11 protein-coding genes and 2 pseudogenes are annotated in these 15,802 nt (G+C 50.9%); 4 read left to right on the top strand and 9 right to left on the bottom strand.

Annotated elements, in window-relative coordinates; translation table 11 throughout:
• On the bottom strand, positions 1–1,718 hold a 1,718-nt coding region (locus HA45_RS13055; RefSeq protein WP_211280906.1), incomplete at its 3' end, for a putative Ig domain-containing protein.
• 792 nt (positions 1,719–2,510) lie between these two features.
• Between HA45_RS13055 and HA45_RS13050 the strand changes: the two are divergent.
• A pseudogene (locus HA45_RS13050) lies at positions 2,511–3,607 on the top strand (IS3 family transposase).
• A gap of 565 nt (positions 3,608–4,172) precedes the next feature.
• Here the strand turns inward: HA45_RS13050 and HA45_RS13045 are convergent.
• Positions 4,173–5,183, bottom strand: a complete 1,011-nt coding sequence (locus HA45_RS13045; RefSeq protein WP_100702953.1) for a TIGR04086 family membrane protein — start codon at positions 5,181–5,183, stop codon at positions 4,173–4,175.
• Between the two features lie 974 nt (positions 5,184–6,157).
• Here HA45_RS13045 and HA45_RS13040 point away from each other — a divergent pair.
• The gene (locus tag HA45_RS13040) at positions 6,158–6,472 is read left to right on the top strand and encodes a hypothetical protein (RefSeq protein WP_100702952.1); all 315 of its coding nucleotides are present in this window, start codon (positions 6,158–6,160) and stop codon (positions 6,470–6,472) included.
• Positions 6,473–7,544: 1,072 nt separating this feature from the next.
• Here HA45_RS13040 and HA45_RS13035 read toward each other — a convergent pair.
• Together HA45_RS13035 and HA45_RS13020 are read right to left on the bottom strand one after the other, a co-directional pair.
• The gene (locus HA45_RS13035; RefSeq protein ID WP_100702951.1) at positions 7,545–7,787 is read right to left on the bottom strand and encodes a DUF2767 family protein; all 243 of its coding nucleotides are present in this window, start codon (positions 7,785–7,787) and stop codon (positions 7,545–7,547) included.
• 1,428 nt (positions 7,788–9,215) lie between these two features.
• Positions 9,216–9,476 carry a hypothetical protein gene (locus HA45_RS13020; protein WP_100702948.1) on the bottom strand — a complete coding sequence of 87 codons (261 nt, stop codon included), beginning with the start codon at positions 9,474–9,476 and terminating at the stop codon, positions 9,216–9,218.
• Positions 9,477–9,985: 509 nt separating this feature from the next.
• Between HA45_RS13020 and HA45_RS13015 the strand changes: the two are divergent.
• Positions 9,986–11,145: pseudogene (locus tag HA45_RS13015) on the top strand (diguanylate phosphodiesterase).
• Positions 11,146–11,194: 49 nt separating this feature from the next.
• On the opposite strand, the gene HA45_RS13010 reads toward HA45_RS13015, so the two are convergent.
• On the bottom strand, positions 11,195–11,488 hold the full coding sequence (locus HA45_RS13010) for a hypothetical protein (RefSeq protein ID WP_100702947.1): 294 nt from the start codon (positions 11,486–11,488) through the stop codon (positions 11,195–11,197).
• Positions 11,489–12,099: 611 nt separating this feature from the next.
• On the opposite strand from HA45_RS13010, the gene HA45_RS13000 reads away from it, so the two are divergent.
• Positions 12,100–12,360, top strand: coding sequence for a hypothetical protein (locus HA45_RS13000; protein WP_100702945.1), 261 nt, complete (start codon positions 12,100–12,102; stop codon positions 12,358–12,360).
• A gap of 487 nt (positions 12,361–12,847) precedes the next feature.
• Here the strand turns inward: HA45_RS13000 and HA45_RS12995 are convergent, their stop codons facing one another.
• The 4 genes from HA45_RS12995 to HA45_RS12980 all read right to left on the bottom strand — a co-directional run bounded on the left by HA45_RS12995 (position 12,848) and on the right by HA45_RS12980 (position 14,880).
• Positions 12,848–13,114 (bottom strand): biofilm/acid-resistance regulator YmgB/AriR, encoded by a 267-nt coding sequence (locus HA45_RS12995; RefSeq protein ID WP_100702944.1) that lies wholly within the window; start codon positions 13,112–13,114, stop codon positions 12,848–12,850.
• A gap of 134 nt (positions 13,115–13,248) precedes the next feature.
• A complete protein-coding gene (locus HA45_RS12990; protein WP_100702943.1) occupies positions 13,249–13,521 on the bottom strand; it encodes a hypothetical protein in 273 nt (90 codons plus the stop codon).
• 108 nt (positions 13,522–13,629) lie between these two features.
• Entirely contained in the window at positions 13,630–13,872 is a 243-nt protein-coding gene (ycgZ, locus tag HA45_RS12985; protein WP_100702942.1) for a regulatory protein YcgZ, read from the bottom strand.
• 825 nt (positions 13,873–14,697) lie between these two features.
• The gene (locus HA45_RS12980) at positions 14,698–14,880 is read right to left on the bottom strand and encodes a con-10 family general stress protein (protein ID WP_100702941.1); all 183 of its coding nucleotides are present in this window, start codon (positions 14,878–14,880) and stop codon (positions 14,698–14,700) included.
• Positions 14,881–15,802: the final 922 nt, after the last annotated feature.

Raw genomic sequence — 15,802 nt, 5'->3', positions numbered from 1 at the left:
CCGCCAGGTGAGTAGCTGGCCGTGCCGCTGTTGCTCAGGCTGTCAGTAACGGTGACCTGGAAGCTATAGCTGCCCGAGGCGGAAGGCGTTCCCGTCAGGACACCGGTTGCCGGGTTCAGCGTGACCCCGGCGGGCAGGGTCGTGGCGCTGAAGGAATAGGGGGTACTGCCGCCCGATGCCGTCAGCGTCTGGCTCCAGCTGCTGCCCACCGTTGCCGCGGGCAGTGCGCCACTGCCGGGAGACAGCGTTAACAGAACTGGCGTGACGGTAAGCGATACGTGGGCGCTGGCGGAGGTTCCGCTGACGTTAGTCGCGGTATAGGAGAAAACGTCGCTGCCTGAATAGCCCGTGGCCGGCGTGTAAGAAATCGCTACGCCCGAGACGGCCAGGCTGCCGTGAGTCGGCAGGCTCACGATGCTGACCGACGACGCCGCGCCGCCGGAGAGGCTGAGCGGGATTGAATTGCTGCTGCTGTTGGCGGCCACGGTGGCGGTGCTGTCGCTTGCCACAGGCGAGGCGGCGCTAACGACAAGCGTATAACTGGCACTGCCGGTGGCGCCGTTTGCATCCGTCACGGTAACCTGAAAGCTGTAGCTGCCTGCCGAAGAGGCGGTTCCGGACAGCGTACCCGCTGATGCGTCCAGCGCTAACCCAGGCGGCAGCGCGGTGCCGGACCAGACATAGGGCGAGGTGCCTTCGGAGGCTGTCAGGTTTTGTGACCATGCGTTGCCCACGGTGGCCGGCGTCAGCACGCCGGCTGCCGGCATAACCGCCAGAGCGGGAGGACTGACGGTCAGTGACACGGTGGCATCCGCAGATGTGCCACCACTGTTGGACGCGCGCCAGCTAAAGCTGTCAATGCCAGAGTAACCGGCCGCAGGAGTATAGGACACCGCAGTCCCGCTCACCTGGGCGCTGCCGTGGACCGGGGCAGTTACGATCCCGACCGTTGTAGCCGCCCCCCCGCTCAAAGAGAGCGGAATGACGTTGTTCGTGCTGTTGGCAGCTACGGTGTCAGCGCTGTCTGAGGAAACAGGCGCAGCTTCCGCCCGCGTGACGCTGAGCGTATACGCGCGAGTCGTACCGTCCTGGGCCGTGACGACGATGGAAATACTGGTCGTGCTGCCGGACGACAGGATGACTGGCTGGGATGCCGAGCCGGACGCGACCGCTGTGCCGTCAACGGTGACGGTGGCATGGCTTTCGGTGACAACGGGCGTGATCGTGACCGATGAAATGCTGCTGTCAACCGAGGCGCTGTAACTGCTGGTTGAGGTGCTGAAAGAAGGTGAAAGCGTGCCTGACGATAGAGAAAGTCCTGATAGCGTGGCGTCACCTGAGGCAGTCGAAGCACTGGTACAGCTGAATACCAAATTACTTATCTGACCGTACGATGTCGTGGCCCGCACGGCCATGCCGTTTGCTTCAAGGCTTCCAGCCGGCACGGTGAGAGTAATTGTCTGTGAGGTATTACTGGTGGCGTCGGCGGCGTTATAAGTCTGGAAACTGCTGAGGTTGTATCGGGCAACGCTGAGGCTGTCGGAGCCCATCGAGTCTCCGTTATATGCCGCACCGCTGTCAGTAAAGCTCACCGTCAACGCGTCGCCGGCGGCAAAATCTGATGCAGGATACCGGTTGGTGCCAAAGGCGAGCGACGTCGAACCCGAAAGGGCATTGACGGCCGAACATCCATTGGAAAGGGCATACGCTGAAGGCAATGAGCACGCCAGTAAACCCGCGCAAGTCAGGACTGCATACAGCCGCCTTGTGAAGCAAAAACGCGCCATTAATCACCCAGAGTCAGTTAAATTATTTTGATTTATTTTTTAAGCTTTATGTCAATACTACGGACCATCTCAACCCTGGCCTGATATAAATCCGGATAAAATATTCAGGCTCTGAACCCATCTGAATAAGCAGGGAAAAAGCATAAGCGCCGTCCCCAGAATTTACAGGATCACTCAGAGATCTAGTCGGGGAGCAGATATTCAAAGAGTGCTTTTTTCCAGGCTTAACCGTCCTGTCACGCCATAGCGCGCTGAGGTAGGTAAAAGGGTATCCGTATCGGATAAGCCGTCATATAAAAATGGTAAATCATGCTGGCGGCTCTTCAATACGAGGCAGTTAATACCGATAAGAGCCGTGTCAGCGTCGTAGCGCTTAAAACGCACTTTTATCTGCGCAAAGAGACGCTCTTGACGCATTATTTACGACGGAGTGAATATAATTGTGAATTCTATGAGGAGCGGAATTTCATAATAACTCTTTTTCGCCCGCATAGTCTAAAGGCGCATAATGATATTTATCTGATATTATTAAATAGCACATACGCGGGGAGTTGTGATAACGGATGTTATGTTGAATCGTGAGCGACGGTGGTTCTTAAATGTTCAGGATCAACATTGAAATACAATAATTGTCGCGCTGAAATGACCTTGGCCCGAAATCCTGCTCCATTCAGAAACAGAATTCCGGCATGATAATGACTCCCCTGAGCGGAGGTTGTGCCGATGAAAAAATCACGATTCACCGAACAGACAGATTGTCTTTGCCCTGAAGCAGGCTGAACTGGGTACGTCCTTGCCGGAAGTCTGCCGCAAGCTGAGTATCTCCGACGCCACGTTTTATACCTGGCGCAAAAAATACGGTGGGATTTCTCCTTCAGAACTGAAGCATATGCGGCAGCTCGAAGAGGAAAACCTTCGCCTGAAGAAGTTGGCTGCCGATCTGAGCCTCGACAAGGCCATGTTACAGGACGTGCTGGCAAAAAAGAGCTGACGCTGGCACGCCTGCGCGAATGGGTCAGGGACTTACAGACCCGCTACGGTGCCAGTGAGAGACAGGTCTGCTTTGCGCTGCAGGTCAGCCGCAGTTCGTTCCGGTACCGCTCCGTTGCGGCAGATGACAGCGCGCTGCGACTGCGCATCAGGGAGATAACCGAAACCCGCGTCCACTATGGCTACCGCAGGGTCCATGGCATGCTGAAACGGGAAGGCTGGCGCGATAATCACAAGCGCATTTACCGGCTTTACCGCGAGCAGGGGTTATCGCTCCGGCTTAAACGCCCTCGCCGCAATAAATCCGCGCTGAAACGTCAGCCACAGCCGCAGGGGCTGTATCCCAATCACGTATGGGGTATGGATTTTGTTTCCGATGCGATGTTTGACGGTCGCCGCTCCGCCTGCTGACGCTAATCGATCTCTATACGCGTGAGTGTCTGGGGATCTGCGTAGGCCGAAACCTGTGCTCTTCAGAAGTGGTTGAAATACTGCACAGCATTGCGTTGAAACGTCCGTTACCGCAACTATTGAAAACAGACAATGGCTCTGAACTTGCCGGAAAAATGCTGGATAAGTGGGTGTACGAACGGCATATCCGGATTGACTTCTCCCGGCCAGGGACGCCCACGGATAATGCCACGGTAGAGTGGTTCAACGGCAGGCTGCGGCAGGAGTGCCTGAATGAGAACTGGTTTATGCCGCTGGAGGATGCTCGGTGCAAAATCGAGGACTGGCGCATACACTATAACCAGAGTCGTCCCCTTTCTGCGCTGGGCTGGATGACCCCATCCGAACTCGCCGAAAAATCTGCCGGTTGCCAGAATTAGCAACCAACCTGAAGCCGGTTATTCCTGATTATGCCTGGATCATATTCGGGGTCAGGGCCACAGGGTCCAAAAAAAGAGACTACTTATTGACAGTTGTATCAAAAATGGGGGGGGCAGCTCACAGAAATTATCAATGATTATCATCTCTGAAAGGGAGCTAGAGCTTTCAGAGGAACTTTGTTCAAAACGACCTGAATCGTTTTTTCATTTCTGTATAAAATTCGTATGCACATTTCAATTGTATAGCTTCAGCGCAATACTGACTAAGTCGCTCCTTACAAAGCAACTTGCATGGTCACGAGAGCGGGAAGAAACCATATTATCTGTTCAGCTGACAGGGTGATTAAAACGGTTGAAAGACATCACAATAACTGGTTTTTTGATCAAGATGATTAACTAAAAGCGCTTATGTCATTTTAATCCACACGAATTTTCTCATAATTATTTGATAATGACTCGCAGGCTATCCTTTACATGCCGTCCCTGGCCTTAAGGCCACTTAATAAACGTCTTACTCCGAATGCGTGGATGGTCTGCGGAAAATCAGTTTTCTAAGGAGTCACTATCAGTGATGGTTTTCATTACTCAGGATTTGCCTGGGCTGAGTTTTTCTTCCTATATTCCCTAACAAAGCAGCCAGAACCGCCTCGATTAAGAGCATGAAGAAGGCAAACCAGCTGGCTTTAGCCGTCGCGGCTGCAGCCTGCTGCGCAAGTTCTCTGGCTTTCTGTTCGGCTTCCTGTTTCAGTTTCTGGAATTGAACCATGGCATTTTGATACGTTTCAGCAGCATGGCTAACGATTTGATCTGCCTCCTGATCGCTCTTGCCTGTACGTGCCTTGATGATATTTTTCAGAGCATCACGATCGGCCGACTGTAAGGTATCACTATGACGATTGATAAGACCTTTAATCCAGCCAGCAATATCACTCTCGGTATTCTGAGGATTTTGTACAGCCCGATCCGCTTCACTTTTAACATCATTCAGCGCCTGACCGGCTTCATTCTGTAATTTCTCCGGCTGAAGCACCGGCTTGCCTGTCTGGCGAAGAGTCGTCTGCAATTCGTTCTGTAATTCGTCGAGGTTAATGTTATTTTCCCTGAGCTCATCTTTTGCCAGATTTGTAATCGATGGTGCTGCCGATGAAATACCTTTACCCAGAGCACTGGCACCAGATCCCAGTACATTGAAAGCCCCACCGATAATACCCGTTGTCAGAGAAACAGCCAGCCAGAGGGTTATCAGGGTAGTGAGACCAAACATCATCAGGCCATGAAGCGCACCTTCACGCTGAGCCAGGCGACCCGCGATGTAACTGCCCGCGGCAATTGCAATAATCATACTTATCCCGGTCCAGATTAATGCGCCATTGCCAATATGATGCAGTGGATTTTGCTCCTGCAAAGGATCGATTACCGTTGCCCCAATTGCCGTGCCCAGGAGTGCCAGTAAAATTTGTGTGATCAGCGCTGTTATTACGCCTGCCAAAACGGCACTCCAGGAAATGCGTTTGAGAGGGAGACCTTTTGAAGGCCGCTGTAACGTTTTTTCTTCATTAACCCATGATTCATTCATCATTATTTTCCTCGTCAGAACTGAAGTCATAAATGTATAACTGAACTTATTATAACCAGCGTAGACTGAATAAAATTATTAACCATGATGCAGTACTGATTAACGAACAAAAAACATAGCAACTCTCTAATTTCACCAAAAATTCATTTTTTACATCAGATTAATAACCTTGCGTCCTGATGACGATATGAAAAATGAATAATAAACAAACCGGCTATAAAGCGAAGGGGCAGATAATCCCTTCATCACCGGCGGGAATCTGACAATAGGAGTACTGACTGTGAGGGGAAATGTGACATAAAACACTGCAGTAGGATGCATTTACTGACTTGTGTACTAAGCTATACTTTTCCCTGCTATTTTAAACTTTATGTTATGAACTATAGTAACTTTCTTCCCCGGGACATGGTCGGTAAATTTTTTTCCGGTAATATTTCTTCTCATGAAAATTTCATAACCCAGGTTATCTCTGTCGAACCCAACGGGGGTGGTTTCCTTGTTACACACCATCTTAATGGCCACATCAAAAAAACGGCTTTAACCGTTTTCAGGCTTCGTTTTCCGTTTATTAATGATCCGTGCTCTCGTGCAGTTCTGTCCGATACCGTTACGGTTACCCGCACCTGACAGGATGCCCAGACTGAACCAACTTAATATCCTTAATTCTGAAAAAATAGTATGACTTCTCACTTATTCAGATTTGTGTCGTCAGGTTATTAACGAAGCGCAGGTATGAACAGAGTCAAAAAAGTCAGAGATTGTAATGAACTAAGCTTAGGTATGCTTATGTCTTATCAGGAGAAACGTCAATCATCAATGCTGCTACGACCTGTATTTTGAGGGTGCCGACCTGTACTCACTGTTGTCACGATGACGATCGCAGGCCTACAGAGGATTCGTCGATTAATTTTTAATATTACAATATTATTCTATACTCATCATTTCTTCCCCGCTTCAGTCAGATGGAGGCACAGATGAACACAGAAGCTGCGAGCAGATATGAGGTTCAGATAAAGCGACTGGCTTGTCTGTATCAAACAGGAGAGAGGTATCAAAAAATAAAAGCCGACATAAATGCTGTCCTTATGCATTTGAGCGCAGAGATTGGTAGTGATGCCAGAGATCGGGTTTCTGCATGGAGTGATTTACACAACGCGCTTAAACGTTCTCTGATCATTTCCGCTGATCCGCACTGGATTAAAGTTATTCGTTTTGCCCTTTCAAGGGTTAAATCTTACAAGCAAAATGCCCTAGTTTCCCATTCAGGCTCAAGAGCTTTTCAGGCATGACATCTGTGAACGATACTTTGATAAGCAGAGGAAGGGCTGCAAAGATAAAAAGTTTTTAGTGGTGCTCTGGCTTGTTGTGATTTGAGCCATTATTCTCCGAATATGCTGATGTAGGGCCTGTGTGGCCGGAGCATATTCACTCTCAGACTCAATCACTTCGGCAATAAGGTTAGTTAGGGATAGGGTGAGAATCATTTTCAGGCAAACTCAGTTACCGCATTCCCGCAGAACGTGCTGGCCCATTGCAGGTGACAATAACGACCATTATGACTCTGCCAGCCTGACAACATGTGTAAAAAAATAAAAAAATAAAAAAATACGGTCTTTCAAGTCCCGGGTGGCATTAATCATGTTGCCTGTAAAGTCCACTAAGGGTAATAGCATGATCCTGACTTCCGAAAACAACCGAGGCTCTTTCACAATAGGCTGGTATTAAATATTCGCCCGAAAAAAAAATGAAAAAAGGATTCAATGTGACGGCGCAGCCAAAGGCGATCCTGTTTGAGTTGTGAGGCATGATTGATGCGTGATGCCCGTTCATCTGAACCTCTGCAGGTGGTTAATCGGACCTTTAGGGAAACTGCTTATAGTTTAATCCTAAAAGATGCTGATCTCCGTGCTGCCCTGATTAACATTCTCAGGAGTCTTCAGGTCATCACTGTATGCAGAAAAACCGGAATACACTTTTGATTTCAGAATCATATCGGGCGTTGCTCTGTAAGCAGCTTCTATGTGAACGCCGTCTGATGCCTTCGGAATCAGATGCCTCAATGACCGGGGTCGACAGATTGTCAGATAAACTGCATGGTGTTTACAGGGCAGCGCGTCCACACAGGGCAACAACGTGGACCCCAGGATAGCTCTTCGCTGTGTTTTCCTGATTTTGTCCCGCTCGCACAGGCCGTTGCAATAAAGGGAAATATCAAAACCACAGCACTCTCCAGACGTCAGAGGCCTGCCCGTTAATGTTGCCAGAGTGATGTTTGTTGTCCGTCAATCCTTTAGCAGGACTCTCACAGAGGGGATGAACGATCCTGGAAGCGCGGTGAAGTGTCAGTCGCCCTCTGAAAAATCAGTCCTGGCCTGAGGACAGGGAATGTGCGGAACCTTCAGGATACAGCTGTGCTATGGCCAGCTGCATAAAACGGATCTGTTCAGGTGCCCACTTGCAATCGTCGAGTATTTCACGATTGAGCACGTTGCTGATCGCTTCCAGACGGGTTTCACAACCGGCATTAGCCAGTGCAAAAACCACACAGCCCACAATCTGGCACATTTCATCACGTTGACGCATCAGGTCATCAGACAAGGTCATGGCTGTTCCTCCGTACGGACTTATTGATTATTCATCATTGAGTTACGTCGGTAATAAGAATATCTGTGGTCACCAGCAATCAGAATTTATCCATTATGGAGTATAGCGAACGATGAGTTTATGTACAAAAATCCATCAGCAGAATATCCCGTTACCTGCAGCAATTTTAATCCGGGATTTTGTATGCGGGTTTCTGACCCGAAGTATTTCTGTCGGAGCCGGAGAGGGACCTCCGCCGCCTATTAGCCGCTGAAGTACTGCCCGCAATAACTTTTGTGGCATTCCAGATAAAATATTTATTACGCCATTCCTGATGATAAATCAGGATCGCCCTGAGGAGCAGTGCATTCTTTTTCAGAGAAATATGCAATATACGCCGGATGAACCCGGCGTTTGATTGCCAACGGTATGCTTTGTCAGTTGAGTTTTTTTGCCAGTAAACGGATGGCTCGCTCGCACGACACGCGCATTGAACTGTCCGGGCTGGACTGCTTCAGGCGCCACAGGGCGCCTATGAGTTCGTGCACGTGAACGGCCTCTCCCGGATGCAGAAGCTGTTTCAGGGCGACAGCCACTGCCTGATGCATCAGGTCCTGTATTTCATTTTCGTTTTTCAGATGCGCTCCGCTTATTGGGGATATATACAGTGTATCGTGATGAGCGGCGTGTATAAATACGTATGTAAAAAAACCGCCCGTAGGCGGTCACATAATCGGCGTTACTGGTGCGTCTCCGTCACCGCCGGGCAATTCGTCATCAAGGCACGCGGCTCCTGATTCGGCAGCGGCGAAGTGTCGTCAGTGATTGGATGGTCACACATGAGGCGCTTGTGCGGAGTTACTTCCTGCTTTTCTGCTTCATGGTTTCGATGATGCTGGTGTCATTTCATCGTTCACATGAATTTCATTACGCTCCGTCATGGTGACCTCCGTTGCCCGGCTTCGTGGTGACTCTACTTCCGGTCAATCATGCCTGTAACTTAAGCGTAAAAAAGTTCATCATGCAGGTGGTAAAAGCGTGGTATCCCGCGTTTCTGCCATGCTGTCATCTACACACAGGCGACAGATACAGGCACGTATCCCTAGGCGCTGTGAGGCAATCTCGTATGCATGACGGTAGTTGGCGGCTGATCCGATAAACAGCCGCTCCGGATGGTCTTCCAGGCACACGCAGCCTCTCACGTGCAACTGATCCTGCGAGCCGACTCCGAGCACATAATAAAACAGCCACATCCGGACCTTCCTTCTCTGATAAAAGAAACACTGTAAGCCTTAATATATAACGAAGGAATTATTTTCCGTTGCGATTTAAGCGTGATAAAGAGGGGCGAGTGTCATCCCTGACCTTTTCTGACGACAGGCGACTGCGAGCGGCCTGTGTGGCCATTGCCTACGTTTATCGGCCAGACGCGGAATGCCTTTTCTGACGTCAGTTCTTCTCGTCGTTCAGACCCGTAAGGGTCTGAAGATACGGCACGTACCGTTCGGCCTGTGCAGGCTCGTGAAAACTCTTCAGCCAGCATCTGGCCTCGGAGATTTCTGTGAGCCGCTTATTGCTGCCACCTGCTTTCGCCATGTTCCCGAGCTCGGCAATAAGCGAATACACGCTTATCTCCTTTTCGCTCAGAGCGAGGCGCAGTGCCGCTTCGCCTATGATGACGTGCCCTTTCCCGTCGCGTTGAAGAGACAAATTAACTACCTCCGTTTCACGTTGATGAACACCTCACGTCAAACTGTAGACCCGGATGGTGAAAGTGCCGGAAGGATATTCCGAAAACAGGCATGTTCGTAATAATTTATGTCAGATAAGAGTGGTAGCGTGACTTTCAGCGCGATGATATCCAGTTTTCCGGATTGAGGCGGTGCTCCACCGGTCCTGCCTGACTAGACCTCTCCTCAGAGGGATTACCCAAATGCCGATTTAAACAGCGTCGCGTTCTTCGTCATTTCACACGTGACGAGCGGTTAAAACACGCGATAACGAGTCATAACAGGTCAGTCAGAGGCATTTCTTTTTACGCATCCACAAAAATTCTTAAACACATGATCGGACTGTCCCGAATACCTTTCCTGATGTGCAGCTTGTGTTACGGGATTATACATTTTTTCCAGCCCGAATAAGGATTACCGGTCCGGTTTGATAAACCCTGGCCTGCTGCTATGGTGCAGGGGACAATGTACGGTATTACGGAGCCTGAAATGCTTACTACAATAATTTACCGGAGCCATCTCGCTGATGAGGTGCCCGTCAGCATCCTGCCGTGCATGGTGGGGAAAGCATCCCTGGTTAACGCCCGTCATCAGGTCACAGGCATTTTACTTTTAACGGTACGCACTTCTTTCAGATCCTGGAGGGGCCGGAGGAGGGTGTACTGGAAATCTATGGCCACATCTGCGCCGATCGGCGCCATCACAACGTCGTTGAACTGATGCGCGACTACTCTCCGTCGCGCCGCTTCGGCAACCACGGTATGGAACTGTTCGATCTGCGCCAGCATGACCGAGATAGCGTGCTGCAGGCGGTCCTTGCTCGTGGTACCTCTAAGTACCGCCTGACCTATGATGACCGCGGGCTTCAGTTTCTCAGAACGTTCGCGGAAGCGCGTGATAAGGAGGACTACTTCGAGGTATTGCCTGCAGCCTACTGGGTGTTTGTGCCGGTTGATAGCGGGTCGACGGGACTGGCTACGAGCGTGACCTTCCGGCCCGTAGTCGACCCGCTGGGTCGCGAGGTCACGGCCATTGAGGCCATACCTGATGCAGTTCCGGCCGGGCTCTCCGGCGAGGCGCTATTCGCTCATAATTTCTGCGCGGTCACTGAGGCTCTGCGCAGGGCCGGCAGGTCGTGCCCGGACGACATCATGCTATACGTCAGCATTCTGCCCATGACGCTGATTGCCTTACCTGACGCCATAAGTCAGCTTGTCAGCGCGATTGAAAGTGCCGGGCTGGTGCCACAGCAAATCATACTGGGCGTCAGCGAGACGGCAGTCATCTCTCAGCTTGATGCATTTTCTGCTGCAGTGCGTCAGCTGAAGCAGGCCGGAATCAGCCTGTCCATCGACAATTTTGGGGATGGCTCAGCCGGGCTGTCGCTTCTGGCGCATGTCCAGCCGGATCGTGTACGTATTGGCGCCGGTATCGTGCGCAATATTCATCGCAGTGGCCCCATGCAGGCGGTAGTGCATGCGGTACTCCGCTGCTGTTCTGCGCTGGAAATTAACGTCATCGCGGCGGGTATTGAGCAACCGGAAGAATGGATGTGGCTGGAAGCGGCGGGTATTACAGACTTCCAGGGGACTCTTTTCACGCCGGAAGGCGCCGCCGTTGTCTGGCCTGAGACCCGTGAGGCCATCTGAGCCCCCGAGTTAAGTCAGTATGTGAACGGGGCCTGCAGGCCCCGTTCAACTAACAGGATACAACGCCGCTCACTGAAGGTTTGCCTGATACCGGCCGTTTTGAATTCTTCTGCCGGAGGGTTCTTCCCTGGTTTGCCTTTTCCAGCCAGGTGCGGAAGTGAGTTATCATCGCCGCAGCGTGCTGCGCGTCCGGTGTGCGGTAAATCAGCAGACGGCTTTTGGTCTGGTTCGTGCAGTCGATGGCGTAAATTTCCAGCCCCACCTCGCGCTGCTCGCTTTCGATAGCTGTGAAATGCATATGAGGCCAGCGGTTCACCTTCAGCATAAACTCACTCAAAATCATTTTTTCGCCTGTTTATAGTTATTAACACGTACACTCTCTTCACTGGTCTGCCCAGAGTAGAACGGGTTGAGGACTCTGCCAGTGCCCGGCGCCCTTTAATGCGTAAATATTTCGTAAAGGCAGGGGATATACCATTGGGCCCGGCAGAAATTCAGCATGCACCTGAGACGCCCGGTCCGCAATCCACGGGCAGGCTATTGGTGAAAAAGGCTGTTTCTGACAACAGGAGAAAATGATGATCAGTGATGACCGGCTCAGGTACCTCGCGCATGACCCGGACGGTAATGGGCAAGAGGCTGCGGAAATGGCACTGGAGATCCTGCGCTTACGTCGCGCGCTTGGCGCGCCTGGGCCATAGTGGAGCCTCTAGGAGAGAAGTACGTCGGGGACGGCAACGCGGCCATGATATGGCCTGCGCATCTCGCCGGTCACGGCGATGTTTATCTCTACCGTGTTGAAGAGGCCTCCTTCACTGCGCTCCTTAACGTATGAAATCATAAGGGCGTGTCCCCATAACCTGTGCACTTTACATCAAGAGTGAAGGCTCTCTCGTGTTCCGGTCAGTCACGCTGTGATAAACTCTGCCGCTGAAAAAGCTGCCGGACAACCGCGTGAAAAATATCTTTGACGATAAAATGGCCGACATCATGATTGGCGAAGCCGTAACAGCTCTGCTTGACGAGGACGTAACCATAAGCTGGGCTGCACTCACGGACCGCCTGCGTGCTAATATCAGGGGAGAAACTGACGAAGAACGTGTTCGCGCCGGTCAGCGTGCCATTGAGGAGGTCGGGCGTGAAATGAAAATCCGTGAGCAACAGAATAATGTTGTTGCCGTGCACCGTGGTTTGCAGCCAGACAAGCTTCACTGAAAAAAGGGGGGTAGTGCGCTGAGGTATCTGCAGGTGTTTCATTCAGGTATAAAATACAATTATCCACTTCGTACGGCGATCATATAAACGATAGAACCACCGCCGAATATATTCAGACCCTTATCGGTACGGTCGTGGCGCGCCTTCTTAAGCCGGACCCACACCTCAACCTTGACGAACTCACCAGCGCCCTGCTTATGGGGCAATCCGCTGACGCTCAGAAACTCAGAGGCATCTGAACCCGCGCCGTCAGACTGCTTTCGCAGCAAATCCACTGAATTATCAGATTATTCCCGTTCTGTCTCGAGTCGCGTACGAACGTCGTCATGCGATCCACACTGAATTAAAAAGTTTAATCAGTGAAAAACGGGAGATGTCTGTGAAAGTCTTGATTACTGTAACGCTCGCCGCCGCCGTCTGGGTCTCGCAGGGCGGGTTTGAATCTTCCTCCGACCTCTCTGCCGCGCGCGCCGCATAACTGATTCAGTCAAAATTCCTGGTCATCAGGCGTTTTACCGACCACGATTTCCAGCGCGCTGCGCAGTACGTCAAGCTGAACTACGTCTGACGTGCTTTCCAGCTCGGCGATCAGATAGAGAATGATCGCTTTGCTCGTTACTTTCTTTCCGTGAATCACAATATCCCGGATCACGGCATCAAGCACGGCAGTCTCGGCCGCGAGTCTGTCACCGCCGCTGCGGAAATGATGGATAAGGTCGGATTCTGGTGTGGTCGTGTGAATGTTCTGTTGCATAGTTCTTTGTCCGTTGTGCCCTCACGGGCAGAGTGTGATCAGGTTGTCCCCCTGAGTCAAAATCAGCCACCTCATAGTAGCTGTTCATACAGGCATCCCGCCACTGGCGGACCGCCGGAAGTGAGTCTTTCTCTTTAATTCTTTTTACCGCTTCCCGACGGTAACATCGTGCCAAAAGCCAGCGCTGCAGCATCGCGGCTTTCTCGCGACTGCGAATATTCAGCCTGTAACTCGCCAAGCGCAAGCGCAATGGCCTCAAGGCGCGCCGGATCCGTTTCGTCAGTGGCCATTTTCTTCAGCCGGGCAACGACAGAGGTAGCAGTAAGATTGTCTTCCCGGCACAGCAGCAAAACTACTGCCTCTCCCAAAACAATATCTGTAAGCTTCTTTATCTGGTTTCTTTGCATACCCGCTTCTCCCGGTTATATGCCGTTAACCGGCTGCGTAATCAGACCGCCCGATGGGCGATCCCGGACGGCATGCTTCGGGTAACGCTTTTTTACTGCATGTGCAACTCAGCGTTCAAACAGCATGCCAATGAGCGTCTGATAATGGCGCTCCTCTTCCTGACTGGCCGCCACCTCAAGGCGTCGCAGTAGTTTGGTGCAGATAGCCTTACGGTTAAGGTTCTTGCCTGCGCGCAGGATTTCAACGACAATCTGACCGAGCGTTTCCTGCTGAGTCGGCGCCGAGGCCTTGCTGAAATAATGTGCAATATCGCTCGCGCTGTCGGGGAATTTTGTAGCATTCTGACGCATGGTGAACCTCTCAGATAAATAGAATGTAGTCGGCTCTGTCAGGACGTAAAGTTATACAAGGCGGTAAAACTTGTACAGAAATTCCGTGAGCGTACAGCTTATATTTTTTGCAAAATGTGCTAGTTGCTAATTAACAGTGGCTTATGTGATTGTGTTTTGCACGTTTTCGGCCGTCTCGCCTGGCTGGAAAGTTGTACATGTCTGTTATTTATATGAGTATATAAGACTCTGTGGCTGCATCATTCTGACATTTCCGACGGAAAAATCAGACCTTTCGGCAGACGGCGGCTCTCAAGCCTGATTGCGTCCTCAGGTCAGTTCCTACTTCCGTTATTTACAGCGTTCCGTCGACGGCGTAATCAATCCGCTGAGCCATCGTTTTTCACTGACAACCCGCTTCCGGCGAGGGTGGTTATTCCAGAGGATATCTCTGTCAAACCCTCAGAAGATCAACAGCAACACGTTAGCCTACATGAATCACACGCTGAGGAACCAGCCGTTATTGCCCACCACTTTTTCAATCCTGAACATAACGGTACCATGTCAATGCAAGGACGCTCTGCCTCATTAACCGGACTTTCCGTGAGTTTCTGCATTCGTTCAGAGAGATAAAAAATAGGCCACGGTGAGATACTTAACTACAGCAGATACGTGAAAAAGCGGTCATAAAATCAAAGAAGGCAAGCATTGTGCGTCCGGTCACGAGAATAAGTCTGTCTGGCCGGGATTTTTGCATACCGTTTCGGACTGGCCTTATCCATTCAGTTAAAGCGCGTACCGGTGGCTTATAATTTGCTACGGTACGCATATACACTCACGGGTTAATCAGGCTTCCGGTTTTGGTTTCCGTCGACTGATGAGCCCGCCTTTACGACCCGCCTCGCGAGCCCGGTCCGGGCAGTTTTTAAAATTCCCTCCGCTCGCAGCACCCCCCTTACTTCCGGCTGCAGCGGCACGGAGGGGATCGGCGGCGAAGTTTCCGGAGCCACCGCGTCTTACTGAGGTCATAAATTCTCCTGTGGCATGTGGTCTTGAACTTTAAGTGTGGCACCAGACCGCCTCAACGCACTAAGATAAATTATTATTTTTAATGTTTATGACGCCTCGCACATAATGCCTGACGTTATTTTCTGACATTTACAATGTTGCAAATGACTGATAAGTATTCATCACACCTAATCCCAGGGCCGCTTAACTCCCAGCCAAATTAAATGATTTTCAGCAGTTTTCCTGTTCATTTTCCGCCTTATATCTTCCCGGCACACAGCGAATGCACCATGATAACGAGCTCTTTATGCAGCGGGATCAGAGGTTCGGCCAGCACTCAGTAAAATGGCAGCAAGAGCCGTTAATCAATCGTAATGGAGACCAGAAAGGTATGTTATGGCTTCACTAAGAAGCCGTGTTTCTGGTGAGATGAAAAACCTCAGCCTTTCCCGGCACTGTTCCGACTCATTCTTACGGGGGCTCCATCAGATCTGGTGATCTTTGTATGGAACAGGGGATTACCCGTACGGCGTGGCAAAACCTGTAACTTGAAAGGGCGGTCATTCCGCGCCGGGTTTTAATATCCAGAGCCTCTTAACGGACTGAAACGGGTCACGGGCAGGGTTAGGGGCATACTTTCGCCCACGTTGTTTTCCTGTTTACCTCGTCTCAGATAATCGCAGCGTTAATCTGAACCCCTGATATTCCGGCAATGATGAGGAGTAAATATTTCAGCCGCACCATACTTTTGCTCCTCTGAGCCACTGCAGACTTAATCTTCACGCAGAATAGCGGCAGGTTCTGCGTTCAGGGTGTGAGGAACTGGTGTACAGGACGGTACTGCTCAGGATGGAAAATCTCAGGAATAGCGACTAAAAATAACAAGGTAATGTTCCGCTTGCGGACTGTCGGATCATGTGCCCTTATTACTTAAATCAGAGTA

Origin of the sequence: Pantoea rodasii, assembly GCF_002095465.1 — a bacterium.
In the GTDB taxonomy this organism is placed as follows: Bacteria; Pseudomonadota; Gammaproteobacteria; order Enterobacterales; family Enterobacteriaceae; genus Pantoea; species Pantoea rodasii.
The sequence above is the reverse complement of the archived record's forward strand: the minus strand, read 5'-3'. Positions and strand labels throughout refer to the sequence as shown.

What these genes read in the sequence shown, in the direction of transcription:
- HA45_RS13045 (WP_100702953.1), bottom strand. Translation starts at nt 5,183, where the DNA reads ATGAATGAATCATGGGTTAATGAAGAAAAAACGTTACAGCGGCCTTCA.
- HA45_RS13040 (WP_100702952.1), top strand. Translation starts at nt 6,158, where the DNA reads ATGAACACAGAAGCTGCGAGCAGATATGAGGTTCAGATAAAGCGACTG.
- HA45_RS13035 (WP_100702951.1), bottom strand. Translation starts at nt 7,787, where the DNA reads ATGACCTTGTCTGATGACCTGATGCGTCAACGTGATGAAATGTGCCAG.
- HA45_RS13010 (WP_100702947.1), bottom strand. Translation starts at nt 11,488, where the DNA reads ATGATTTTGAGTGAGTTTATGCTGAAGGTGAACCGCTGGCCTCATATG.
- HA45_RS12995 (WP_100702944.1), bottom strand. Translation starts at nt 13,114, where the DNA reads ATGCAACAGAACATTCACACGACCACACCAGAATCCGACCTTATCCAT.
- HA45_RS12990 (WP_100702943.1), bottom strand. Translation starts at nt 13,521, where the DNA reads ATGCAAAGAAACCAGATAAAGAAGCTTACAGATATTGTTTTGGGAGAG.
- ycgZ (WP_100702942.1), bottom strand. Translation starts at nt 13,872, where the DNA reads ATGCGTCAGAATGCTACAAAATTCCCCGACAGCGCGAGCGATATTGCA.
- HA45_RS12980 (WP_100702941.1), bottom strand. Translation starts at nt 14,880, where the DNA reads ATGACCTCAGTAAGACGCGGTGGCTCCGGAAACTTCGCCGCCGATCCC.